Raw genomic sequence first — 23,257 nt, 5'->3', positions numbered from 1 at the left:
CTGACCGCTAGGCTGACGGCAGGCCGCGCCGGCCCCCGTCGTGGGCAGACGGGCCCGCCGGGCAGCGGGCGGCGGGTGCGGTCCTGGGGAGGACGGGTGACCGGTGTCGACATCCCTTTCGTGGTCTGTGTCAGCGCTGACGTCGCGGTCCGGGAGCGGGTGGTCCGCCGGCTCGACGACCTCGGCCCGGTGGTGATCTGCGCCGACCTGGCCGAGCTGCGCGCGATGCTCTTCCCCGGCGCACCGGTGCCGGCCCCCGCGCCCCCGCCGGAGCAGGTCCCGGTGCGCTGCGGCGATCTCGTCGTCGACCCGCCCCGCCACCTGGTCACCTGGCGGGGGGAGCCGCTGGCGCTGACCCGGCTGGAACGGGAGCTGCTGGCCCGGCTGGCCGGCGACCCGGGGGCGGTCTGGAGCTACGAACGGATCTTCGGCTCGGTCTGGGGCGGCACCTGGCTGGGCGACGCGGCCATCCTGCACTCGGCGGTCAAGCGGTTGCGCCGCAAGCTGCGCGAGGTGGCCGGCGGCCCACAGGTGCAGACCGTACGCGGCGTCGGCTACCGGCTCGCCGTACCGCGCGGCTGACCCCGGGCACCGGCGGGTGGGCCGGCGGCGGGGGCGTGACACGATGGCCCGGTGAACGGTGCCGTCCAGCAGGGGTACGCCCCACCGCCCGGTCCGTCCGCGTCGCGCCGCCGGCTGGCGTGGCTGTTGGCCGTGACGGTGGCCTGGGCGGTGGTGGTGGGCGGTCTCACCTGGTGGTCGGCCCGGCACGACCCGCCGACTGTCAAGGAGCAGCGCACCCTCGCCGACGCCGGCCCGGTGGTCGACCGGGCGCTCGGTGAACTGGTCGCGGCGGTCGGCGACGGCGCCTGGGCGCTGACCGCCCCGCAGGTCGAGCGCGGCTGCCGGATCACCCCGATGGCCGACGGCGCGACCCTGACCCGGGGGCTGGACGTGCTGGTCGCCGAGGGCGGCGAGCGGGCCCTGCTCGACCGGGTCGCCGACCGGCTGCCGGCCGACTGGCGGGCCGGGGTGCGGGCCGGCGCGTCGGGTCCCCGGCTGCGCGCCGACGCCGGGGAGTTCGTCGCCGTGCAGGGCCGGGTCACCAGCGGCGGCCGGGTCCGGTTCACCGCCGACACCGGGTGCCGCCCGGTCGGTGCCGGCTATCCGCAGCCGTCGGCGGCCCCCGCCGACCCCACGCTGGACGCCGCGCTGCGGGCGCTGGGCCGCCCGGCGCGGTCCGCCCCGGAACAGGTCACCGCGCCGTGCCCGGGTGGCGGCACCGCCCGTACCGTCGCCGTCTCGGCCGGCGACGCGCCGGTCGCGCTGACCGGCCTGCGTCCGCTGGCCGCCGGCTCCCCGGTGGCCGACCTGCCCGAGGTGTACGCCTACCGCAGCGGCCCGGCCACCGTCCTCGCCGACGGCACCGGCGCGCAGGTACGGCTCGCCGCCTCCACCGGCTGCCCCGGCTGATCCGCCAGGTCAGTGGCGGGGTATGTGCTCGCGCGGGGTACGACTGCGGCCCAGGGCGTCGACCCGACCCCACCGGCCCGGGATGTCCAACAGTTCGACCCGACCCATCCCCTCCGGCACCATCGGATCGATGATCAGGTGCTCACCCTGCGGTTCCAGACCGAGGAGCACCCGCAACAGCAGCAGCGGGGTGCCGGCCGACCAGGCCTGCGGGCTGCACGCCGTCGGATACTGCACCGGGTAGTCGGTGAGGGTGCGTTCGTAGCCCGCGAACGCCTCCGGTAGCCGTCCGTCGAAGAACCGGGAGGCGTCGAGCATCGCCTCGCAGATCCGCCCCGCCTCGTCCCGGAAGCCGTACCTGCTCAGGCCCCAGGCGATGAACGCGTTGTCGAACGGCCACACCGTGCCGACGTGGTAGCCGATCGGGTTGTAACGGCCCTCGTCGGTGGCCAGGGTGCGCACCCCCCAGCCGGAGTAGAGCCGGGGGCCGAGCAGGTGTTCGGCGATCCGGGCCGCCCGGGGCTCGTCGACGATGCCGCTCCACAGCAGGTGGCCGATGTTGGAGGTGAGCGAGTCGACGTGCCGGCCGTCCGGGTCCAGGGCGACGGCGAAGTACTCCTTCTCCGGAATCCAGAAGTCCCGGTTGAAGCGTTCCTTGAGCGCCGTAGCCTCCCGTTCGAGCCGGTCGGCGTACTCGGGGTCGTTCCAGAACAGCCGGGCCATCCGGGCGCCGCGCCGCTTGGCGTCGTAGGCGTACCCCTGGATCTCGCAGGTGGCCCGGGGGAAGCCGGGCAGCCGGCCGTCGGCGTAGGAGATGGCGTCCCACGAGTCCTTCCAGCACTGGTTCTCCAGGCCGGTCTCCGGGTTGCGGCTGCGGTACCAGACGTACCCGGTGCCGAGCAGGTCGCCGTAGGTGTCGATCCAGTGCAGGGCGGCGCGGGCGGCGAACTCCAGCCGTTTGACCAGCGCCGAGTCCCCGGTCCACCGCTCGTACTCGTCGAGCAGAATGAGGAACAGCGGGGTCGAGTCGGCGGCCCCGTAGTAGGGGGAGTGCGGCTGCTCCTCGAAACCGGCGGTCTCGCCGTACCGCAGCTCGTGCAGGATCTTGCCGGGTTCCTCGTCGCGGAAGTCGTCGAGCCGGTAGCCCTGGAGCCCGGCCAGCATCAGGATCGTCGGCGGCACCAGCTCGGGAAGGAACGGCAGCACCTGCAACGAGGTGAGCATGCTGTCCCGCCCGAACAGGGTCATGAACCAGGGCAGACCGGCCGCGAGCAGCCGTACGCCCAACGTGATCGACTCGTACCGGAGCGCGGCCAGGTCGTGCAGGCTCTGCCGGTACGCCCCGGCGAGCGGCTCGCAGTCGCAGCCGAGTTGGGGCGCGCGGGCGACCAGCTCCTCCTGCTCGTCGCGGATGACCGACGGCCCGCGTACCGCCCCGAGCGCGGTGATCGCCCGGACGTCCTCGTCCCGCGCGCCGTGGATGATCGGCGTCACGGTCAGCCGGGTGCTCCACTCGCAGTGCGCGGCGACGGTGATCGACCAGGTCATCCCGGCCTGGTCGACGCGGGCGTCGGTGCTGCTGGTGATCGTCGCCTCGCGGTGGAACGCCTCCCGCCGGTAGCTCAGCCGCAGCGTGTTGTCCCCGGCGACCGCGCTGGTCCGGCCCTTCTTCGGCTGCTGGTGTTTGATCTCGAAGAGGTCGGCGAAGTCGGAGCCCATCTCCAGCCGCAGGTCGAAGCGCATCTCCCGGCCGGAGTGGTTGAGCACGGTGAGTTCCTCGGTGAAGTTCCCGCCGATCGACCGGGTGCGGATCATCGACACCTTGGCGTCGAGGTAGTGCGTCGGCTCGCCCGGGACGAGGAAGAACCGGGTCTGGTAGGAGTGCGCGTCGTCGACCGAGAGGGCGTGCAGCCGCTCGCCGTCGAGGGTGAGCAGCCAGGTGGACAGGAACCGGGTGTCGAACGAGAACAGCCCGGTCGGGAAGTCGAACGACGGTTCGACGTCGCCGCGCCCGTCGCAGACCAGGAAGGTGTTGCCGTCGAGGATGCTGACCCGCTGCTGCATCACGCCCGCCCGGTCTGCTCACGGGCGGTCTCCCGGGGGTCGCGTACCCCGGGCGGGGTGGGGAAGAACTGCCGGAACACCAGGAACAGCATCACGTTGCCGCTGAACGTGGACTCGTTGCGCAGCACCGCCGCGACGCCCTGGGCGCGTCCGGTGACCAGCCGTTCGAAGAGGTCGGCGCTGCTGCTCCAGACGGCGTCCGCCGGGCCGCTGGCCCGTTCCACCACCGCCCGGCCGGGGCTGATCCGCACCAGCCAGTGGTCGGTGTGGTCGTCGTCGACCAGGTCGATCTGGAGCGTTCCGGTGACCGGGGCACGCAGCACCGCCGGGGCACGCGCCGGCAGTGCCGCGAAGAACTCGTCCGTCGCCCGACTCACCTACGCATGGTAGGCAAAATGCCTACAGACAGGTGCAACATCGGCACCGCCCGGTGGGGCCGGTGCGGCCGGGTCAGTAGACCAGCGCCTGCGCGCCCTCGGCCATCGCCTCCTCGACGAAGACCGCCGCGCCGGCGATCCGGACGCCGGGCAGCACGTCGTCCGGGCCGATGTCCCGGCGGGCGGCGCACTGCGTGCAGGCGGTGACCTGGCCGGTGGCGAGGATGACGTCCAGCAGGTCGGTCAGCGGCGCCGAATGCGGCAGGGTGAACTGCCCGGCCCGACCGGGCACGGCGAACCAGGTGGACTCGCCGGTCAGCCAGAGCGACACGGTCACCCCGGCGGCGGCGGCCGTGGCGGCGACCGTGAACGCCTGCGCGCACCGCTCCGGGGCGTCCGCTCCGGCGGTGGCCTTGACGACGAGAGTGCGGCCCATGGGGCCCAGCATAGGATGACCATGATGGTTACCGAGATCGGGTTCGTCAGCCTGCTGGTCGCCGGCCTGGGCGCGCTCGCCGGTGGCCTGGTCTACCTGGCCGTACGCCTGTCGAGAGGTAAGTGGTGACAACCGAGGAGAACCGGTGAGCGACGAGAACCCCCTTCAGCCGCCGTGGTTGAACGCGCCGCCGGTCGAGGAGTACCCGTACCAGGAGAGCCACGACCTGCGGGTCGGTCCGAAGCTGCACCCGTCGCTGGACGGGCTGCTGCCGTACGTCGGGGTGTGGCGGGGTCGCGGGCGGGGCGGTTTCCCCACCATCGAGGACTTCGACTACGCCCAGGAGATCCGGATCAGCCACGACGGCCGGCCGTTCCTGTTCTACGAGTCGCGGGCCTGGCTGCTCGACGACGAGAGCCGTCCGGTCCGTCCGGCCGGGCGTGAGGTGGGCTGGTGGCGTCCGGTGCTGGACGGCGAGCGGGTCACCGACGAGCTGGAGGCGCTGATGACCTCGCCGACCGGGATCATGGAGCTGCACATCGGCCGGCGCACCGGTACGCAGATCGAGTTCGCCACCGACGCGGTGGTGCGTACGGCCACCGCCAAGGAGGTGACGGCGGGCGCCCGGCTCTTCGGCATCGTGGAGGGGGCGCTGCTCTACGCCCAGGAGATGGCGGGCATGGGCCACAGCCTCTCCCCGCATCTGTCCGCCCGGCTGATCCGGGTGGCCGGCTGACGTTGATCGACTCAGGGGAGCCGATGTTGCGGCGTCCGCGAGCGGAGATACCGCAACGTCGGCCCCGTCGTGTCGATCACACGAAGCCCAGCAGCCCCCGGAGGCGGGGGGTGTGCGGGGAGGCCGGGCGGGGCTCGCCGTCGAAGGCCCTGACCTCGACCAGGCCGCGTACCGACGAGGTCAGCCAGATTCCGGCGGCGGCGTGCAGCCCGGCCGGGGTGACCATCCGCTCGGCGGGGGTCAGGCCCAGCCCGGTCACGTGGTCGAGCAGCCAGCCGCAGGTGGTGCCGGGCAGGATGCCGGTGCGGTCGGCCGGGACGGTGCACAGGGTGTCGCCGTCCAGCCAGACGACGTTCGCGCCCGGAGCCTCCAGCACGTAGCCGTCGGTCGAGACCCAGAGCACGTCGTCCACGCCGGTCCGGGCGGCCCAGCGGCGCGCGGCGCTGTTGGTGGCGTACGAGATGGACTTGATGCCCGTCGGCAGCCAGGACAGTTCGGGGCGGCCCGTGGCCGGCACCCCGAGGGGCAGGGTGGCGACGGTGACCCCGGCGTGGCGCAGCCGCTTCGCGGCGGCCGGCACCTCGGCCAGGGTGGCGTAGACGGTGGGCAGCCCGCCACCCTCCGGCCCCCGGGTGCAGACCAGGCGCAACGCGCCCTCGACCCCGTCGGGCCAGCCGTCGACGAGGGCGTCCAGCAGGTCCACCAGGGCCGCGTCGGGCGGCAGCGGGAGTTCCAGGGCGGCGGCTCCGGCGCGCAGCCGGGCCAGGTGTTCGGTCCGCAGCCAGGGGCGTCCGCCGCGCAGGTGCATGGTCTCGAACAGCCCGTCGCCGCGCAGCGTACCCAGGTCGTCCCCGCGCAGCACCGCCTTCGTCACGGGGACGACGCCCCGGCCGAGCACGGCGATCCTCGATGCCACCACGACCGCCGAGCCTAGCGGCGGCACGACGTGGCCGGGCGCGGGCCGCCGGCCGAACTATGATCGGACGGTGTCCGAATCCTCGCTGGCGGAAATGCTCCGCTCCCGCGGGTTGCGGCTGACGGCGCAGCGGCAACTGGTCCTCCAAGCCGTGCTCGACCTGGGTCACGCCACACCGGAGCAGGTGCACACCGCGGTCCGTGAGGTGGCCGCCGGGGTCAACATCACCACCATCTACCGGACGCTGGAGCTGCTGGAACGGCTCGGCCTGGTGACCCACACCCACCTGTCGCACGGTTCGCCGACCTACCACGCGGCGGGTGAGCACCAGCACATCCACCTGGTCTGCCGCGAGTGCGGCGCGGTCGACGAGATCGATCCGGAGCTGATGCGTCCGCTGGCCGACCAGCTCGCCACCGGGCGGGGCTTCCGGGTGGACATCGGGCACGTGGCGCTCTTCGGCGTCTGCCACAACTGCGAGGACGGGGAACCGACATGATCGACATCGGGGGAGCGGTCGCCGTCGAGGCGATCGACGAGGCCAGCCGGGACCAGCCGGACGCCGAGCACCGGGCGGCCGGGGTGCGGGGTGTCGCCGCGCACTACGGCGACCCGCTGCGCGAGCAGCGCACCCTGGCCACCGGGGTCGGTCTGGTGGACCGCTCGCACCGGGGGGTCGTGGCCGTCTCCGGCCCGGAGCGGATCGGTTGGCTGCACACCCTGACCAGCCAGCACCTCGCCGCGCTCGGCCCGTGGCAGGGCACCGAGCTGCTGGTGCTCAGCCCGCACGGGCACGTCGAGCAGCACGCCATGGTCACCGAGGACGGTACGACCACCTGGCTGGACACCGAACCGGGGATGACCGCCGGCCTGCTGACGTACCTGGAGAAGATGCGGTTCTTCAGCCAGGTCGAGCCGCGCGACGCCACCGCCGACCACGCGCTGTTGTCGCTGGTCGGGCCGCAGGCCACCGATGCCGTCGCCACGCTGGGCGTGACCGGGCTGGCCGCACCCGAGGTGCTCGCGGTGCCGGGCCCGAAGTTCCGCTCCGGCGAGCTGCCCCCCCGCCCCACCGTCCGCTACGACGTGCAGCCGCTGACCGGTGGCGGGTGGGCCCGACGGGTCCCGCTCGGGGTGGACCTGCTGGTGCCCCGGCCGGCCCTGGACGGGGTCGTCGCCGAGCTGCGTGCCGCCGGGGTGCCGGCGGCCGGGCTGTGGGCGTACGAAGCGGTGCGGGTGGCCGCCCGGCAGCCCCGGGTCGGGGTGGACACCGACCACCGGACCATCCCCGCCGAGGTGGGACTGATCGCCCCGGCGGTGCACCTCGACAAGGGCTGCTACCGGGGTCAGGAGACGGTCGCCCGGGTGCACAACCTGGGCCGGCCGCCGCGTCGGCTCGTCCTGCTGCACCTGGACGGGGTGACCACCGACCAGCTTCCGGTGGCGGGCACCCCGGTCACCCTGGACGGCCGGACGGTCGGCTTCGTCGGTACCGCCGTGCACCACTTCGAGCTGGGTCAGGTCGCGCTGGCCGTGGTCAAGCGCAACCTCGCCGACGACGCCCGGCTGTCGGTGGGCGACACCGCCGCCGCCGTCGACCCGGAGTAGCCGACCCGGCGACAAGGATGCCCATCTGCTGCCGCAGGGACGGGAAGTTCTTCGCGTAACTGCCTGCGAGCGTGCGGTTCTTCCTGTCCCGGCCCGGCTGCGGCATCGACCTCAGGCGGCCTGGGCGGTTACCATCGCCGGCATGACGACAGGGACGTTGATCACGGTTGCCCCGACCGGCGCGGAGTCGGCCAAGGCGGAGGTGCCGGCGCTGCCGGTGACCCTCGACGAGTTGCTGCTCACCGCCAAGGAGTGCGAGGCGCTCGGCGCTTCCGTGATCCACGTCCACATCCGGGACGACAAGGCCCGTCCCACCCTCGACCAGGGGCGGCTGCGGGAGACGGTGGCGGCGCTGCGCGAGGGCACCGACCTGATCGTGCAGCTCTCCTCCGGCGGCGCGGTGACCGACCCGGAGGCCGACCGGCTGGCCGTGCTGGACGCCGCCCCGGACATGGCCTCCTGCACCATGGGCACTGTCAACTTCGGCGACGACGTCTTCCTCAACCGGTGGGAGTTCATCGTCGACCTGCACACCCGGATGCAGGAACGCGGCATCCTCCCCGAGTACGAGATCTTCGACCTCGGTCACCTCGCCGCCCTGTCCCGCCTGCTCGACCGGTACGGCCTGCCGCACGGCGGGCACGTGCACGTCGATTTCGTGATGGGGGTGCCGGGCGGGATGCCGGGCACCACGGCCACCCTGGTCGCCGCCCAGCAGATGTTGCGTGACCTGCCGGCGGGCACCACCTTCTCGGCCACCGGCGTCGGTCGCAGCACCATCCCGGTGATGCTGGCCTCGCTGTCCACCGGCGGTCACCTCCGGGTCGGTATGGAGGACACCGTGACGTACGCCAAGGGCCGCCCGGTGGAGTCCAACATGCAGCTCGTCGCCCGCGCGGTCGGCTTCGCGCAGCTCGCCCAGCGTCCGCCGCTGACCACCACCGAGGCCCGTCGGCTGCTCGGCCGGTAGCCGCCGGCCCGGCGGGGGCGGTCAGGCGTCGGTAAGTCATGCCCGGCCCGGCGCTCCGTACCCCCGTGGCAGACGTCGCAGGTCACCCGGGTGCCGGGCGCGTCGGCCCGCGTCGGTACCTTCCCAGGGTGACCAAGACGTACGAGGGTGGCGGGCCGCTCGCCGAGGTGGTCCGGTCGGGGTTCGTGGAGGGCGTGCACCGGGGCTCGGTGGTGGTGCTCGACGCCGCCGGCGCACCGGTGGCCGGCGCCGGGGACGGCACCTCGCCGATCTTCCCCCGGTCGGCCAGCAAGCCGTTGCAGACGCTCGGCATGCTCCGGGCCGGGCTGGCGGCGACCGACCCGGCCGACGTCGCGCTCGTCTCGGCGAGCCACGCCGGTGAGGAGTTCCACCTGGCCCGGGTGGCGGCGCTGCTGCGCTCCGCCGGTCTCGACCCGGACGCCCTGCACTGCCCGCCCGACCTGCCGTTCGGCGAGGCCGCCCGGGAGGCCGTGCTCCGGGCCGGCGGTGGCCCGAGCCGGCTGGCGATGAACTGCTCCGGCAAGCACGCCGGGATGCTGTCGACCTGCCTGGCCGCCGGCTGGCCGCTGGACGGGTACTGGCGGCCGGAGCACCCGTTGCAGCGGCGGCTGACCGCCACCATCGAGGAGTTCACCGGCGAGCGGGCGGCGGCGGTCGGCGTGGACGGCTGCGGTGCGCCGGTGCTGGCGGTCTCGCTGACCGGGCTGGCGCGGGCGTTCCTGCGGTTGGTGACCGCCGGGCCGGGCTCCCCGGAGCGTACCGTCGCGGACGCGATGCGGACGCATCCGGAGCTGGTCGGTGGCACCAGGGCGGACGACACCCGGCTGATGCGGGGCGTGCCGGGGATGCTGGCGAAGATCGGCGCGGAGGGCGTGATCGCCGCCGCGCTGCCGGGCGTCGGCGCGGTCGCCGTCAAGATCGACGACGGGGCCACCCGGGCCCGGATGCCGGTGCTGGTCTCCGGGCTGCGCCGGCTCAACGTGCAGGCCCCCGTGCTGACCGAGTACGCCGAACTGCCCCTGCTGGGTGGTGGTCTGCCCGTCGGCGCGGTCCGTCCCGTCTGGTGACCCGCTGCCACATCCTCACTGTCAGGGGAGGAAGGCGCGCAGGGCGTCGGCCACCGGGGTCGGGCGTTCCAGCGGGACCAGGTGGGCGGCGTCGGGGACGTCGGGGAGGCGGCGGGCGTCCGGTGCCTCGGCGGCGATCCGGTCGGCCAACCGGATGATGTCCGGAATATCGACGGCACCGGCGGTGACCAGCACCGGCATGCTCAGTTCACCGAGCCGGTCGATGGCGGGCGGGTCGAGTTCGACGACGTCCACCGCGCTCAGCGCCTGCTCGGCGGCGAGGGCCCGCCGGTCGGACTCCTCGGCGAAGGCGACGAGCGCCGGGTCCAGATCCTCGGGTCGCCGGTACGGCCCGACCACCCAGAACCGCACCTCACCGGCCGCGCTCGCCGCGAGATCCTCCTCGTCGACCTCGCCGACGAGGGTGTCCCACAACTCCTCGGTCTGCTCCGACCACTCGTGCCCGGAGACGGCGGTGCCGAACAGCGCCAGCGCCGACACCCGTTGCGGGTACGCCAGCGCGGTGTCGATCGCCACCGCCCCGCCGAACGAGCAGCCGACCAGGGCGGCCCGCGTGATGCCGAGCGCGTCCAGCACCGCCCGGACGTCGTCATGGTGGGCGAAGGACTCCGGCGGCAGCGCGGACTCCCCGTAGCCGCGCAGATCCAGGCAGATCACCCGGAACCGGTCGGCGAGGGCGTCCCGGACGGCGTGCCACATCCGCCGGTCGGCGATCCCCGCGTGCAGCAGGAGCACCGGGCTGCCGCTGCCCGCCTCGTCGTACCCCAGGGTGGTGCCGTTGACGGCGATGTTCGTGGTCACGCCGTGCAAGGTACGGACCGGGCATCCGGTGTCGCAACGCGGTTTCTGTTAGCTCGCTAACTCTGGCTAGCGTTTTGCTTGCTGGAGCTAGCAGTGCGGACTACGGTTGGGGCATGGCCGCACCCAAGGATCTACCCGACGTCGGCGGATTCATCCGTGACCTGCGGCGGAACGCCAAGATCTCACTCCGCCAACTCGCCGAGCAGGCGGGGGTGAGCAACCCCTACCTCAGCCAGATCGAGCGGGGCCTGCGCAAGCCCAGCGCCGAGGTGCTCCAGCAGCTCGCCAGCGCGCTGCGGGTCTCCACCCCGGCGATGTACCTGCGGGCCGGGCTGCTCGACGACAAGGAGGGTCAGGGGGTGCTCGCCGCCATCGCGGTCGACCCCGACCTCACGATGGCCCAGAAACAGTCCCTCAGCCAGATCTACGAGACCTTCCGCCGGGAGAACACCCGGCTCGCCGAGGCCGAGGCCGCCGCCAACCCGTCCGTCGAGGACGAGCCGGTGGCCCCGGGCGGGCCCACCGGAGCACCCGACGGACCGGCCACCGCCACCGCACCGGACCCGTCCGCTGCGGGCCGGACCGTCACCGACGAGACCGCCGTCACCGACGAGAGCGTCGCGGCGGCCGTCACCGACAGGGCCGCCGTCACGGACCAGCCGCTCGTCACCGACGGGGCGGCCGTCACGGATCAGCCGGTGGTCACCGACCGGACCGCCGCCATGGCGGACCGGCCGGACACGCCGACCCCGACGGGCCGCCCGTCCGCGCCGGCCGTGCCGACCGGGGCGGCAGCCGGGATCACCCCGGCGGCCACCGGCCCGGTCACCCCGGAGGGCACCCCGACCGAAGCCGTCCTGGAATCGGTCGCCCGCACCGAGGCGGGCACCGCCCCCGCCCCGACCGGAGCGGGCAGCGCCGGGACGGCACCGCACTCCCCGGACACCGCGCCCATTACCGGCACCCGCGCCGACCGGGCGGATGCCGCACCCACGACCAGCACCAGCAGGGCCGCCGGAGCGGCCGAGGAGGAGTTGTCATGACCCAGCCGAAGACCAACCGCATCCCTGCCCCGCTCTACGCCGCCGCCGGCGCCGGAGAGCTGGCCTACCAGCAGCTGCGCAAGCTGCCCACCGTCGCGACCGAGCTGGGCAACCGGGTCGTCGCCGACGGCACCAAGGTCGTCGCCGAGCTGGGCGGCCGGGCCGTCGTCACCGGGGTCGAGCTGCGGCAGAAGGCCACCGAGACCTTCCGTACCGCCAACCTGACCGCCACCGGCCTGCGCGAGCGGGTCGCCCCGACCGAGCTGAACCTGGACAAGCTCCGCGCCGAGCTGAACCTGGACAAGCTCCGCACCGAACTGGACCTGGACAAGCTCCGGGCCGAGCTGGACCTGGACCGGCTGCGCGGTGCCGCCACCCGCAACGCCGCCGTCGTGGTCGCCGGGGCGCAGGCGGCCCAGGAGCGTGCGCTGGCCGCGTACGGCGCGTTGGTCGCCCGGGGTGAGCGGGTGGTCGGTGCCGGGGTGCTGGAGGCCGCCGACACCGTCAACGCCGACATCGAGGCGACCGACGCCACCGTGCGTACCGGGACCACGGCGGACACCACGACCGGCCCGGCGGACACCGTGACCACCGGCCCCTCGGACACCGCGACCACCAGCCCTTCGGGCGGGGCCGCCGCCGACCACGCGCCGACCCCGGCGGACGTGGCCGAGGTCGTCGAGGCGAAGCCGGCCGCCGCCAAGACCACCCGCACCCGGGTCAGCAAGGCCGCTAAGGCCACCAAGCCGGCGGCGACCGGGTCGACCGCGACCGGTACGCCGGCGAAGCCGAAGACCACGAAGCGGACCCGCCCGGCCGCCGAGTGACCGTCGCCGACACCGGCCCCGGGGGCGTCCTGACGGACGTTTCCGGGGCCGTCGGCATATGCTGGCCGACATGGCCATCGCCGCGCCGATCTTCGTGTTCCACCTCGTCTACGTGATCGACCTGGTCCTGCTCGTGTTCGCACTGGCGGTGCAGGGCATCTCGCTGGTGCACGCGTTCACCCAGCGTTCGGACGCCTTCCCGGCGATCGGGACCCTCCCCAAGGGTGGCTGGATCGCCATCCTGGCCGTCTGCATGCTGCTCACCCTGCTCGGTTTCGGCGCGCTGAGCATCTTCGGGCTGATCGGCATCGCGGCCGGTCTGATCTACCTGCTCGACGTCCGGGTGGGGCTGCGTGACCTGCACGACGGCAAAGGGTTCTGGTGAGGGGTTTCCGCTGGCCGCCACCACCGGACGGCGGGCCCCGCACCTGGGGCCCGGGGCCCGGGGCGCCGCGTACCGGGCGACCCGCCCTGCCGGAGCCGGAGACCGAGCTGGTCGCCACCCCGCACGACGTGCACCTGGAACGGCTGGTGACCGGTGTCGGTGACCCGGTCACCGTGTTCGCGCACGGGTTCGGCAACGGCATCGCCACCACCCGTCCGTTCGGCAGCGCGGTAGCCGGCCGCCGGGTCTTCTTCCAGTTCCGGGGGCACGGCCGCTCCGACGCGCCGCCCGGCCCGTGGAGCTACCTCGACCTGGCCCGTGACCTGCGGGCGGTGGCGGATCTCAGCGGTGCCACCCGGGCGTTCGGGGCGAGCCTCGGCGCGGGCGCGCTGTGCCGGCTGCTGGCCGAGAGCCCGGACCGGTTCGAGAAACTGGTCTTCCTGCTCCCCGCCGTCCTCGACCGGCCGCGCGGCCCGATCGCCCAGCAGCGGCTGGCCGACCTGCTGGAGGCGGTGTCCGGCGGCGACGCCTCGGCGGTGGCGGACGTGGTCGCCCTGGAGCTGCCGCCGTCGGTCCGCAACACCCCGGCCGGCTGGGCCTACCTGCGCCAGCGGCTCGACCAGTTGCTCCGCGACGGGCTCGCCACCGGCCTGGCCGACCTGCCGGAGCAGTCCCCGCTGGCCGACCTCGCCGCCCTGGCCGGGGTGACCGCCCCGGCCCTGGTGATCGGCTGCGTCGGCGACGACCTGCACCCGACCCACATCGCCGCCGAGCTGGCCGACGCGTTGCCGCAGGCGACCCTGCACGTCTACGACCGCCCCGGGTTCGCCTGGACCGACCGCGCCGACCTGCGGGACCGGATCTCCACCTTCCTCAACGACTGACGTCGGCGTCCGCCGTCGGCAGGTGGGCGGCGCGGACGGCACGCAACCAGCGTTCCACGGTGGCCTCGTCGGGCCGGTCGGGCAGCGGGGTGCGGAGCCGGTCGAAGTCCCGCTCCGCCTCGGCGACCAGTGCTTCCGCCTCGGTGAGCGCGCCGCCCGCGACCCGCTCACCGAACGCCCGGAACCACTGCGGGTCCGCCAGCCGGATCTCCAGCACGCCGGTGGCGTAGAGGGTCCGCCCCTGGTGCAGCAGCCGGGCCAGGTGTCGGGCGTGCTTGGCGCAGCGGCGTCGACCGCCCACCGTCGCGTCGCGGGTGGTCAGCTTGCGGAACTGCTGGCTCGCGTACCCGAGGTAGGCGTCGCGGACGCGCGGTGCGCTGAGGAACGCCGACCGGACGGCGATCAGGCGGTCGCCGAGTTCGGTGCGGGTCTCGTAGCAGTCGTCGGGCAGCCAGATCAGCTCGGTGGCCGTCGGGTTGCCGCTCAACGCCAGCCGGGCGTACTTGCCGGCCTCGTGCAGGGTGACGTCCGGGTCGGTGGTGACCACCGACTCCCGGGGCGGCCGCAGGCCGTGGAAGGCGACCGTCGGGGCGGCGAAGACGCCGATCCGGTCGACGTCCGAGCCGGGGCCGGCCAGCCCGTAGGCGACCGAACCGACGATCCCGGAGAGCAGCAGGTGCATGCCGGGAGCATGCCGGATCGAACCGGCACGCGAAACCGGACTTCGGTTGTCAGGTATCACTGCCACCCTCGACGGTATGACGACGACACCGTTGGAGGGAAAGGTCGCGCTGGTGGCCGGCGCGACCCGGGGCGCGGGCCGGCAGATCGCCATCCAGCTCGGCGCGGCCGGGGCGACGGTCTACGCCACCGGCCGCAGCAGCCGGGCCGGCCGCTCCGAGCTGGACCGTCCCGAGACCATCGAGGAGACCGCCGAGCTGGTCACCGCCGCCGGGGGCACCGGCATCGCGGTCCGGGTCGACCACCTGGTGCCCGAGCAGGTACGCGACCTGGTGGCCCGGATCGACGCCGAACAGGGCCGGCTCGACGTGCTGGTCAACGACGTGTGGGGGGCCGACCCGCTGATCACCTGGGACAAGCCGGTCTGGGAGCAGCCGCTGGACGCCGGGTTCCACACCCTGCGCCTGGCGGTGGACACCCACATCGTCACCAGCCACTTCGCGCTGCCGCTGCTGATCCGTCGCCCCGGCGGGCTGGTCGTCGAGATCGGCGACGGCACCCGGGCGTACAACGACACGCACTACCGGCTGTCCGTCTTCTACGACCTGGCGAAGGTGTCGGTGACCCGGCTCGCGTACAGCTGGGGGCACGAGCTGGCGCCGCACGGGTGCACCGCCGTGGCGCTCACCCCCGGCTGGATCCGGTCCGAGGCGATGCTGGAGCACTTCGGGGTGACCGAGGAGACCTGGCGCGACGGCGCGGCGAAGGACCCGCACTTCGTGATCTCGGAGACGCCGGCCTTCGTCGGGCGAGCGGTCGTCGCCCTGGCCGCCGACGACGACCGGGCCCGCTGGAACCAGGCGTCCGTCTCGGCCGGCGAACTGGCCCGGGTGTACGGCTTCACCGACCTCGACGGCAGCCGGCCGGACGCCTTCCGCTACCTCAGCGAGGTGGTCGAGGCGGACCGGCCCGCCGACCCCACCGGCTACCGCTGATCCGGGGGAACGGGGGCGACGCCGTAGAGGGCGGCTGAGCGGGCCGCCGCGTCGACCAGACGGGCCCGCAACTCCGGCGGGTCGAGCACCTCCGCCTCCGGGCCGAAGGCGAGCAACTGGGCGTACGCCACCTCGACGGACTCGACGGGCAGCCGGGTCACCACCCACCCCTGCCCGTCGGGTGCCCCGGCGGCGGCCAGCGCCTCCTCGTACGCGAAGGGGGTGTCGGCGAGGAAACGCAGCCGGCGCAGGCCGACCGGGCTGACCCGCACGGTGACCCGCTCGGCGAGCATGCCCCGCAGGAACGCCTCGGCCTGCTCCCGCCAGTAGCCGCCCAGGTCGAAACCGTCGTCGCGGACGAACGTCGCCGGGTCGGGCACGACGTCGACCACCCGGTCCACCCGGTAGGTACGCATCGCGTCACCGACCCGACCGACGAGATACCAGGTGCCGCTCTTGAGCACCAGCCCGTACGGCTCGACCCGGCGGGTCACCTCCCGTTCGCCGCGCCGGTACCGCAGCACCACCACCCCGTCCCGCCACACCGCGCGGGCCAGCTCGGTCAGCCAGCGGGGCGGGGTGGACTCCCGGAACCAGCCGGGTACGTCCAGGTGGAACCGTTGCCCGGTGCGGGCCGGGGCGTCGCGCAGGCTCGGCGGCAACGCGGCGAGCACCTTCAGCTCGGCGGACGCCACCGCGTCGGCCAGCCCCAGGTCACCGGCGGGGCCGGGAAGCCCGGCGAGGAAGAGCGCCTCCGCCTCGTCGCGGGTCAGCCCGGTCAGCCGGGTCCGGTAGCCGCCGAGCAGCCGGTACCCGCCGGCCCGTCCCCGGTCGGCGTAGACCGGCACCCCGGCGGCGGACAACGCCAGCACGTCCCGGTAGACGGTCCGCTCGGACACCTCCAGCTCGCGGGAGAGTTCGGCGGCGGTCATCGTCTCCCGGGCCTGCAACAGCAGCACCAGGGAGATCAACCGGGACGCCCGCACCCCTGCATCCTGCCGGCCCGACCCGGCGCGCGACGCCACCGGGTGTCCGGTGGCGATGGTGTACGGCCGATAGGCTCTGCGGTCGTGAACGGACCCCGTACGATCGCCGCGCCGGTGACCGGCGCCACCCGTCGCTTCTTCGGCGGCGTGGGCCTGCTCCTGCGCGGCCTCGGCCTGTACGTCCGCAGCCCGGGGCTGATGCTGCTGGGCGTGGTGCCGGCGCTGCTGTCCGCCGCGCTCTTCGTCGCCGCGTTCGCCACCCTGATCTACTTCGTGGACGAGCTGGCGGCGTGGGTGACCCCGTTCGCCGACGACTGGTCGGACACCCCGCGCAGCCTGGTCCGGGTGATCGCCGGGTTGGCCTTCCTCGGGCTCGGCGGGCTGCTCACCGTGGTCGGGTTCACCGCGGTCACCCTGGTCATCGGCGACCCGTTCTACGAGAAGATCTCCGAGCGGGTGGAGGACCGCCTCGGCGGCACCCCCGGCGCGGTGGAGGTGCCGTTCGGGGCGTCGTTGCGGCGCAGCATCGTCGACTCGCTCCGGCTGATCGGGCTCTCGGTGCTGTTCGGCATCCCGCTGTTCCTGGCCGGTTTCATCCCGGTGGTCGGGCAGACCGTGGTGCCGGTGGTCGGCGCGGCGGTGGGTGGTTGGCTGCTCGCCGTGGAGCTGGTCGGTGCGCCGTTCTCCCGGCGCGGGCTGCGGCTGCCGGACCGGCGGGCCCGGCTGAAGGCGGACCGGGCCACCTCGCTCGGCTTCGGCGTGGCGGTCTTCCTGTGCTTCCTGATCCCGCTCGGTGCGGTGCTGGTGATGCCGGCCGCCGTCGCCGGGGCGGCGCTGCTCGCCCGCCGCTCACTGGGCCAGCACATCGAGGAGGGCTGACGTGGAGGTGACCCTGGTCCAGGGGGACATCACCGCCCAGCGGGTCGACGTGATCGTCAACGCGGCCAACTCGTCGCTGCTCGGCGGCGGAGGCGTCGACGGGGCGATCCACCGCCGGGGCGGGCCGGCGATCCTGGCGGAGTGCCGGGCGCTGCGCGCCTCGCGGTACGGCCGTGGCCTGCCCACCGGCCAGGCGGTCGCCACCACCGCCGGTGACCTGCCGGCCCGCTGGGTGGTGCACACCGTCGGCCCGGTGTACTCCGCCACCGAGGACCGGGCCGCCCTGCTGCGTGACTGCTTCGCCAACAGCCTCGCCGTCGCCGACGGCCTGGGCGCGACCACCGTCGCGTTCCCGTTGATCTCCGCCGGCGTCTACGGCTGGCCGCCCGACGACGCCGTACGCCAGGCGCTGGCCGTGTTGCGCCCGGCGACCCCGACCCACGTGACCGGGGCCCGCCTGGTGCTTTTCGACGCCGGTACCCACGCGGTCGCCACCCGCGTCCTCGCCGAGGGCTGATCGTCGCCCTCGGTCGGCATCCGGCCGGACCGGGCGGTCCGACGTTCCCGCAGACCGGGTGGTCCGGCCGGGCTCGCTGTCAGGGCAGGTCGCGCAGGCAGGACCAGGCGGAGGCCACCGGCCGGTAGCCGAGGCGGGTGTTGACCGCCAGCATCGGCGCGTTGGCCTCGTCGTTGGAGGTGTAGGCCGTGCGTACCCCGCGACCGGCGGCCCGGTGCAGCGCGGCCTGCTTGGTCAGCCGGGCCAGTCCCCGCCCCCGGTACTCCGGCCTGGTCGCAGTGAAGTCGGACCACATCCGGTCGCCGTCCCGCTTGACCAGGCTCAGCGCGACCAGCGTGCCGTCGACCTCGGCCACCGTCCCGGCCTCCAGGTCCAGTCCCGGGTTGTCCCAGCACTCCGACCGCCACAGGGAGTAGCTGGTCGCGTCCACCGGCACGTCGCCCGGCTCGCCCACCGCGGCGGCGGCGTCGAGGAGGTGGACCTGGTACGGGTCGAGCCCGGTGAGCGGGAGCAGTCGTACCCCGGCGGGCGGCTCGGGCATCGGCGGGGCCGGGTGCAGGTCGAGCGCCGAGTAGCGCAGCTCCCGGCTGGGGGTGAACCCGTGCCGGTGGGCGTACGGCAGCGAGCCGGTCTGCACCCAGGTGCGCACCCGGCGGACCCGCAGTGCGGCCAGATGGTCCAGCGCGGCGGTGAGCAGCGCGGTGCCGACGCCCCGGCCCCGGTGCTCCGGGTGCACGTGCAGCGTGGAGACGTCCCCGAAGTCGGGTACGGAGGTGTGCGCGTTCCGGTAGGCCGAGGCCCAGCCGACGATCAGGCCGTCCGCCTCGACCACCCAGGCCGTCCAGTCCTCCTCGGGCGGCGGCTGGGCGATCATCTGCCGGGTCGACGCGACGCCCCGCACCAGGTACGGATGGACCAGCGACCGCAGCGCCACCACCCCCGGCGCGTCGTCCGGCCGGGCGGTACGGATGCGCCACCCCGCTCCCGGTCGGCTCAGTGGCCTGGCGGAGTGGGCGTGGGCGGGTGGGACAGGGGGCCGGCGCTGTTCGGCGGTGCCGGTTGGCTCGGTGGTGCCGGTTGGCTCGGTGGTGCCGCTCGGTGCGGTGGTGCCGCTCGGTGCGGGCGGCGATGCGGCGGCGTCAGGCATGCCCGCGAGCGTAGGCACGGGCCGGTGTCGCCGGCCACGGCTTTTCCGCACCCGCCCCGTTCGTTGCTCTGAGTGACGGCACCCTCGGCTCGACCCTGCTGATTCGCCAGACTGTCGATGGTCAACCGTCGGGTGCGGTCAGGCGGACTGCCTGATCACCAGCTCGGTCGGCAGCACCACTGCCCGCTCCACCTCGGCACCGTCGGCCAGGGCCAGCAGCAGCCGGGTCATCTTCCGGCCCAGCTCGACGATCGGCTGCCGCACGGTGGTCAGCGGCGGCTCGGTGTAGGCGGCCGTCTCGATGTCGTCGAAGCCGATCACCGCGACGTCGTCCGGCACCCGCCGGCCCGCCTCGTGCAGCGCCCGCAGGGCGGCGTGCGCCATCAGGTCGGAGGCGGCGAACACCGCGTCCAGATCGGGGTACGCGGCGAGCAGTCGCCGCATCGCGATGGTCCCCGACTCGCGGGTGAAGTCGCCGTACTCGATCATCTGCGGCAGGCCGGCGGCGACCACGGTGTCGCGGTAGCCGGCGAGCCGTTCGATGCCGGCGACCATGTCCTGCGGGCCGGCGATGGTGGCGATCCGACGACGGCCGTTGTCGATCAGGTAACGGGTCGCCCTGGCGACCCCACCGATGTGGTCCACGTCGATGTAGGGCACGTCGGCGGCGTCCAGCGGCCGGCCGCTGCACACCACCGGGATGCCCAACCGGGCGAGCCGGCCGGGCAGCGGGTCCTCCCCGTGCAGCGAGGCGAAGAGCACCCCGTCGACGTGCCGGCCGGTGGTGTAGCGGGCCACCCGGTCGTGTCCGGCGGGCGAGCCGGCGAGCATCAGCACGAGCTGCTTGTCGGCGGCCTCCAGCTCCTGGGCCGCGCCCCGGATGAGCCCGGGGAAGACCTGGTCGTCGGAGAAGACCCGGGTGGCCGCCTCCGGCAGCACCAGGGCGACCGAGTCGGTCCGCTGGGTGACCAGGCTGCGGGCGGCCAGGTTCGGCACGTACCCCAGCTCGGCCACCGCCCGGCGGACGGCCTCCTGGATCGGCTCGGCGACCGTGGTGGAGCCGTTCACCACCCGGGAGACCGTCGCCCGGGACACGCCGGCCTGCCGGGCGACCGCCTCCAGGGTGGGCCGTTGTGCCGCCGTCATACCCGCCACCACCACCTCGTCACAGCCCGTTCCGGGAGATCACCTCCTGGTACCACCGGGCGCTCGACTTCGGGGTGCGCCGCTGGTTCAGATAGTCGACGTGGACGATCCCGAACCGCTTCCGATAGCCCTCGGCCCACTCGAAGTTGTCCAGCAACGACCATACGAGATAGCCGCGCAGGTCGACTCCGCGGGAGATGGCCTCGTGCGCGGCCCGTAGGTGCCCGTCCAGGTAGGCGATCCGGTCGGCGTCGTGGATCCGGCCCGCCGCGTCGGCCGCCGGGCTGCTGCCGTCGTCGGGGAACGCGCCACCGTTCTCGGTGATCATCAGCGGGAGCCCCGGGTAGTCGGTGGCGAGCCGCACCAGCAGCCGGGTCAGCCCGGCCGGCTCGATCTGCCAGCCCATGTCGGACACCGGGCCGGTGGCGGGCAGGAACTCCACCGCCCCCTCGGTGCCCGGGTAGGCGCTGCTGCCCGCCCCGTCCGGGCGGCCCGCGACGTAGGTGGGCGAGTAGTAGTTGATGCCGAGCAGGTCCAGCGGCGCGGCGATGATCTTCTCGTCGCCGTCCCGGACGAACGTGGGCTCCACCATCCGGGCGACATGTTCGAGCACGTCGGCCGGGTAGCCGGCGCCGGTCAGCGGGTCCAGGAAGATCCGGTTCTGCAGGCCGTCGACGAGACGTACCGCGGCGGCGTCGGCGGCGCTGCCCGGGTCGGCCGGCGCGACGTCCGCCGGGTTGAGGGTGATCCCGACCGTCCGCGCGCCGGCCGCCCGCAGCGCCCGTGCCGCCAGACCGTGCCCCAGCAGCAGATGGTGTACGGCCCGGAACGCCGCCCCCGCGTCCTGCACGCCGGGGGCGTGCACCCCGTTGCCGTACCCGAGGTAGGCCGAGCACCACGGCTCGTTGAGCGTCGTCCAGGTGCGGATGCGGTCACCGAGCCGGGCGTGCACCGCCAGGGCGTAGTCGGCGAAGTGCTCGGCGGTCTCCCGGCTGGCCCAGCCGCCCCGGTCCTGCAACGTCTGCGGCAGGTCCCAGTGGTAGAGCGTGACGATCGGGTCGATGCCCCGGTCGAGCAGCGCGTCGGTCAACCGGTCGTAGAAGTCCAGGCCGCGCGGGTTGACCGGGCCGGTGCCGTCCGGCCTGATCCGGGGCCAGGCCACCGAGAACCGGTACGCGGCCAGCCCCAGCTCGGCCATCAGCGCCACGTCGTCGGCGTACCGGTGGTAGTGGTCGCAGGCGACGTCGCCGGTGTGCCCGGCGAACACCTTGCCCGGCGTACGGCTGAAGGTGTCCCAGATGGACTCGCCGCGCCCGTCGTCGCGGGCCGCGCCCTCGATCTGGTACGCGGCGGTCGCCGCGCCCCACACGAAGCCCTCCGGAAATCGAACCTCATTCACGCGGCTTTCTCCTTCGTTCGCGACTGCGGGGCTCGCAAACCCGGCTCACTCCTCGCGCTCACGCTTTGACCGCACCTTCCATGATGCCGCCGATGATCTGGCGGCCGAACACGACGAACACCAGCAGCAGCGGCAGCGTCGCGATCGCCGTGCCGGTGAACACCTGCGACATGTCCTGGTAGTAACCGTCGGAGAGGGCCCGCAACGACAACTGCACGGTCGGGTTCTCCGGGTCGTTGAGCACAGCGTACGGCCAGAGGAAGTCGTTCCAGGTCGTCATGAACGTGAGCAGGCCGAGGACGGCGGCGGCCGGGCGCAGCGCGGGAAGCACCACGTTCCAGTAGATCCGCAGCGTGTGGCAGCCGTCGACCCGGGCGGCCTCGATCAGCTCGGTGCTGACCGCCTGGGCCGCGTACTGGCGCATCATGAACACGCCGAAGCCGGTGACCAGGGCCGGGACGATCACCGCCGGCAACCGGTCGTTCCAGTTCAGCTTGGTCATCAGCAGGTACAGCGGGATGACCCCGAGCTGGGTGGGCACCATCATGGTGGCGATGATGATCATGAGCAGCGCGTTGCGGCCCCGGAACCGCAGCTTGGCGAAGGCGAACCCGGCCAGGGTGGAGAAGAGCACCACCGAGCAGGTGACGCTGACCGCGACGATCGTCGAGTTGACCAGGCCGGTGAGGAAGTGCGCGTCGGGGTTGGCGAACAGCCGGGTGATGTTCGCGCCGAGGTTGCCACCGGGGGTGAGCGGTGGCGGCACCTGGCCCATCGCGTCGCTGCTGCGGCTGGCGACCACGAACATCCAGTAGATCGGGAAGATCGACAGCAGGGCGGTGAGCGTCAGCGCCGGGTAGGTGAGCCGGCCGGCTGACCGGATGCGGGTCATCGGTCCCCCTTGCGGGCGCCGCCGCCGAGCCGGCGCAGGATCAGTACGTTGATCGCCGCGACCACCGCGATCAGGGCGAAGAGCAGCCAGGCGACGGCCGAGCCGTAGCCGAAGTTGTAGTGCGGGGCGAAGGCGTTCTCGAACATGTACATGGTCATCGTCTGGGATTCGCGCAGCGGCCCGCCCCGGATCGCGTTGGTGCCGGAGTTGAACAGCCGGGGCTCGGTGAACAGTTGCAGTCCGCCGATGGTGGAGATGATCACGGCGAAGATGATCGTGGGTTTGAGCAGCGGAACGGTGATCGACCAGAACTGCCGGGCCCGGCCGGCCCCGTCGATCGAGGCGGACTCGTACAGGTCGCGGGGGATGGCCTGCATCGCGGCCAGGAAGATCAGCGCGTTGTAGCCGGTCCACCGCCAGTCGACCATGGCGGAGATCGCCGTCCAGGCGGCGAACCGGTTCGCCTTCCAGTCGATCGCGTCGACTCCGACGAGGTCGAGCAGCCAGTTGATCATGCCGAACTCGCGGCCGAAGAGCACCGCGAAGACGATCGCCACCGCCGCCGTCGAGGTGACGTTGGGCACCAGCACGGCCATCCGCCAGGTGGTCCGCGCCCGCAGCCGCCGGTTGAGCAGGTTGGCCAGCCAGAGGGCGGCGAGCAACTGCGGCACCGTGGAGATGACGAAGATGCCGAGGGTGTTCACCACCGAGTTCCAGAAGTCGGCGTCGGCCAGCAGTTGGGTGTAGTTCTGCGCGCCCACGAAGGCCGGGTCCACCCCCAACAGGTCCCAGTCGTGCAGCGACACCCAGAACGTGTACGCCAGCGGATAGAGCCCGAAGATCGCGAAGAGCAGGAAGAACGGCGTCACGTACAGGTAGGGCGAGTACCTGACGTCGAGCCGGGCCAACCGGTGCTCCCGCTCCGGCCGTCTGCTCCGGGTCCGTACCGCTCCCGGCGGCGGACCATCGACCTGAACAACCATCTC

General features: G+C 73.5%; 26 protein-coding genes and 1 pseudogene. 15 read left to right on the top strand and 12 right to left on the bottom strand.

The genetic code is table 11. The features are described 5' to 3' along the window. Positions 1-96: 96 nt before the first annotated feature. Both ACN261_RS06075 and ACN261_RS06070 read left to right on the top strand, forming a co-directional pair. A complete protein-coding gene (locus ACN261_RS06075; protein ID WP_425848824.1) occupies positions 97-582 on the top strand; it encodes a winged helix-turn-helix domain-containing protein in 486 nt (161 codons plus the stop codon). A 114-nt stretch (positions 583-696) separates the two neighbouring features. Continuing rightward, positions 697-1,473, top strand: coding sequence for a hypothetical protein (locus tag ACN261_RS06070; protein ID WP_425853564.1), 777 nt, complete (start codon positions 697-699; stop codon positions 1,471-1,473). A gap of 9 nt (positions 1,474-1,482) precedes the next feature. Here ACN261_RS06070 and ACN261_RS06065 read toward each other — a convergent pair whose 3' ends face one another. The 3 genes from ACN261_RS06065 to ACN261_RS06055 form a co-directional block, all read right to left on the bottom strand. After that, positions 1,483-3,537: a glycogen debranching N-terminal domain-containing protein gene (locus ACN261_RS06065; protein WP_425853563.1), complete on the bottom strand. Its 2,055-nt coding sequence runs from the start codon at positions 3,535-3,537 to the stop codon at positions 1,483-1,485. Next, complete coding sequence (locus ACN261_RS06060; RefSeq protein WP_421484351.1) at positions 3,537-3,914, bottom strand: SCP2 sterol-binding domain-containing protein; 378 nt, start codon at positions 3,912-3,914, stop codon at positions 3,537-3,539. Before ACN261_RS06060 ends, ACN261_RS06065 begins: the two co-directional genes overlap by 1 nt. Positions 3,915-3,987: 73 nt before the next feature. Beyond that, positions 3,988-4,362, bottom strand: a complete 375-nt coding sequence (locus tag ACN261_RS06055) for a DsrE family protein (protein ID WP_145921867.1) — start codon at positions 4,360-4,362, stop codon at positions 3,988-3,990. Between the two features lie 12 nt (positions 4,363-4,374). Between ACN261_RS06055 and mtfM the strand changes: the two genes are divergently transcribed. Both mtfM and ACN261_RS06045 read left to right on the top strand, forming a co-directional pair. Then, positions 4,375-4,479 (top strand): small membrane protein MtfM, encoded by a 105-nt coding sequence (gene mtfM / locus ACN261_RS06050; RefSeq protein WP_067315095.1) that lies wholly within the window; start codon positions 4,375-4,377, stop codon positions 4,477-4,479. A 16-nt stretch (positions 4,480-4,495) separates the two neighbouring features. Further along, positions 4,496-5,086, top strand: a complete 591-nt coding sequence (locus ACN261_RS06045; RefSeq protein WP_421484350.1) for an FABP family protein — start codon at positions 4,496-4,498, stop codon at positions 5,084-5,086. 76 nt (positions 5,087-5,162) lie between these two features. Here the strand turns inward: ACN261_RS06045 and ACN261_RS06040 are convergent, their stop codons facing one another. Then, positions 5,163-6,005 (bottom strand): aminotransferase class IV, encoded by an 843-nt coding sequence (locus tag ACN261_RS06040; RefSeq protein WP_425848821.1) that lies wholly within the window; start codon positions 6,003-6,005, stop codon positions 5,163-5,165. Between the two features lie 91 nt (positions 6,006-6,096). Here ACN261_RS06040 and ACN261_RS06035 point away from each other — a divergent pair, with 91 nt between their 5' ends. The 4 genes from ACN261_RS06035 (at position 6,097) to ACN261_RS06020 (ending at position 9,668) form a co-directional block, all read left to right on the top strand. After that, on the top strand, positions 6,097-6,501 hold the full coding sequence (locus ACN261_RS06035; protein WP_204925011.1) for a Fur family transcriptional regulator: 405 nt from the start codon (positions 6,097-6,099) through the stop codon (positions 6,499-6,501). Next, positions 6,498-7,610: a YgfZ/GcvT domain-containing protein gene (locus ACN261_RS06030; RefSeq protein ID WP_425848818.1), complete on the top strand. Its 1,113-nt coding sequence runs from the start codon at positions 6,498-6,500 to the stop codon at positions 7,608-7,610. The genes ACN261_RS06035 and ACN261_RS06030 overlap by 4 nt, the downstream gene beginning before the upstream one ends. A gap of 142 nt (positions 7,611-7,752) precedes the next feature. Further along, entirely contained in the window at positions 7,753-8,580 is an 828-nt protein-coding gene (locus ACN261_RS06025) for a 3-keto-5-aminohexanoate cleavage protein (RefSeq protein WP_421484347.1), read from the top strand. Between the two features lie 128 nt (positions 8,581-8,708). Further along, positions 8,709-9,668, top strand: coding sequence for an asparaginase (locus ACN261_RS06020; RefSeq protein WP_425848816.1), 960 nt, complete (start codon positions 8,709-8,711; stop codon positions 9,666-9,668). Positions 9,669-9,689: 21 nt separating this feature from the next. On the opposite strand, the gene ACN261_RS06015 is transcribed toward ACN261_RS06020, so the two are convergent. Then, positions 9,690-10,490, bottom strand: coding sequence for an alpha/beta fold hydrolase (locus ACN261_RS06015; RefSeq protein ID WP_425848814.1), 801 nt, complete (start codon positions 10,488-10,490; stop codon positions 9,690-9,692). A gap of 113 nt (positions 10,491-10,603) precedes the next feature. Between ACN261_RS06015 and ACN261_RS06010 the strand changes: the two are divergent. The 4 genes and pseudogenes from ACN261_RS06010 to ACN261_RS05995 all read left to right on the top strand — a co-directional run. Then, positions 10,604-11,347 (top strand): annotated as a pseudogene (locus tag ACN261_RS06010) (helix-turn-helix domain-containing protein); the annotation flags it as partial. A 182-nt stretch (positions 11,348-11,529) separates the two neighbouring features. Then, the gene (locus tag ACN261_RS06005; protein WP_425848812.1) at positions 11,530-12,360 is read left to right on the top strand and encodes a hypothetical protein; all 831 of its coding nucleotides are present in this window, start codon (positions 11,530-11,532) and stop codon (positions 12,358-12,360) included. Between the two features lie 70 nt (positions 12,361-12,430). Continuing rightward, positions 12,431-12,745 carry a DUF2516 family protein gene (locus ACN261_RS06000; RefSeq protein WP_088643267.1) on the top strand — a complete coding sequence of 105 codons (315 nt, stop codon included), beginning with the start codon at positions 12,431-12,433 and terminating at the stop codon, positions 12,743-12,745. Beyond that, positions 12,742-13,629, top strand: coding sequence for an alpha/beta fold hydrolase (locus tag ACN261_RS05995; RefSeq protein WP_421484344.1), 888 nt, complete (start codon positions 12,742-12,744; stop codon positions 13,627-13,629). Before ACN261_RS06000 ends, ACN261_RS05995 begins: the two co-directional genes overlap by 4 nt. Here ACN261_RS05995 and ACN261_RS05990 read toward each other — a convergent pair. Then, on the bottom strand, positions 13,619-14,311 hold the full coding sequence (locus tag ACN261_RS05990) for a DNA polymerase beta superfamily protein (protein WP_421484343.1): 693 nt from the start codon (positions 14,309-14,311) through the stop codon (positions 13,619-13,621). The two genes, ACN261_RS05995 and ACN261_RS05990, sit on opposite strands and share 11 nt — an antisense overlap. A gap of 76 nt (positions 14,312-14,387) precedes the next feature. Here ACN261_RS05990 and ACN261_RS05985 point away from each other — a divergent pair, with 76 nt between their 5' ends. After that, positions 14,388-15,305, top strand: coding sequence for an SDR family oxidoreductase (locus ACN261_RS05985; protein WP_425848809.1), 918 nt, complete (start codon positions 14,388-14,390; stop codon positions 15,303-15,305). On the opposite strand, the gene ACN261_RS05980 is transcribed toward ACN261_RS05985, so the two are convergent. Next, entirely contained in the window at positions 15,296-16,291 is a 996-nt protein-coding gene (locus ACN261_RS05980) for a helix-turn-helix transcriptional regulator (protein ID WP_425848808.1), read from the bottom strand. The two genes, ACN261_RS05985 and ACN261_RS05980, sit on opposite strands and share 10 nt — an antisense overlap. Positions 16,292-16,375: 84 nt before the next feature. Between ACN261_RS05980 and ACN261_RS05975 the strand changes: the two genes are divergently transcribed. Next, positions 16,376-17,170, top strand: a complete 795-nt coding sequence (locus ACN261_RS05975; protein WP_421484340.1) for an EI24 domain-containing protein — start codon at positions 16,376-16,378, stop codon at positions 17,168-17,170. 1 nt (position 17,171) lies between these two features. Next, positions 17,172-17,687 carry an O-acetyl-ADP-ribose deacetylase gene (locus ACN261_RS05970; RefSeq protein WP_421484339.1) on the top strand — a complete coding sequence of 172 codons (516 nt, stop codon included), beginning with the start codon at positions 17,172-17,174 and terminating at the stop codon, positions 17,685-17,687. A gap of 79 nt (positions 17,688-17,766) precedes the next feature. On the opposite strand, the gene ACN261_RS05965 is transcribed toward ACN261_RS05970, so the two are convergent. The 5 genes from ACN261_RS05965 to ACN261_RS05945 all read right to left on the bottom strand — a co-directional run bounded on the left by ACN261_RS05965 (position 17,767) and on the right by ACN261_RS05945 (position 23,254). Then, positions 17,767-18,834, bottom strand: a complete 1,068-nt coding sequence (locus tag ACN261_RS05965; protein ID WP_425848807.1) for a GNAT family N-acetyltransferase — start codon at positions 18,832-18,834, stop codon at positions 17,767-17,769. Positions 18,835-18,972: 138 nt separating this feature from the next. After that, positions 18,973-19,980: a LacI family DNA-binding transcriptional regulator gene (locus ACN261_RS05960; protein ID WP_421484337.1), complete on the bottom strand. Its 1,008-nt coding sequence runs from the start codon at positions 19,978-19,980 to the stop codon at positions 18,973-18,975. 19 nt (positions 19,981-19,999) lie between these two features. Then, entirely contained in the window at positions 20,000-21,379 is a 1,380-nt protein-coding gene (locus ACN261_RS05955) for a GH1 family beta-glucosidase (RefSeq protein WP_425848805.1), read from the bottom strand. A gap of 58 nt (positions 21,380-21,437) precedes the next feature. Then, a complete protein-coding gene (locus tag ACN261_RS05950) occupies positions 21,438-22,271 on the bottom strand; it encodes a carbohydrate ABC transporter permease (RefSeq protein ID WP_421484335.1) in 834 nt (277 codons plus the stop codon). Beyond that, positions 22,268-23,254 carry a carbohydrate ABC transporter permease gene (locus ACN261_RS05945; RefSeq protein WP_425848803.1) on the bottom strand — a complete coding sequence of 329 codons (987 nt, stop codon included), beginning with the start codon at positions 23,252-23,254 and terminating at the stop codon, positions 22,268-22,270. The genes ACN261_RS05950 and ACN261_RS05945 overlap by 4 nt, the downstream gene beginning before the upstream one ends. Positions 23,255-23,257: the final 3 nt, after the last annotated feature.

It is taken from the genome of Micromonospora sp. WMMD723, from assembly GCF_049863385.1.
Lineage (GTDB): Bacteria > Actinomycetota > Actinomycetes > Mycobacteriales > Micromonosporaceae > Micromonospora > Micromonospora wenchangensis.
The sequence above is the reverse complement of the archived record's forward strand: the minus strand, read 5'-3'. Positions and strand labels throughout refer to the sequence as shown.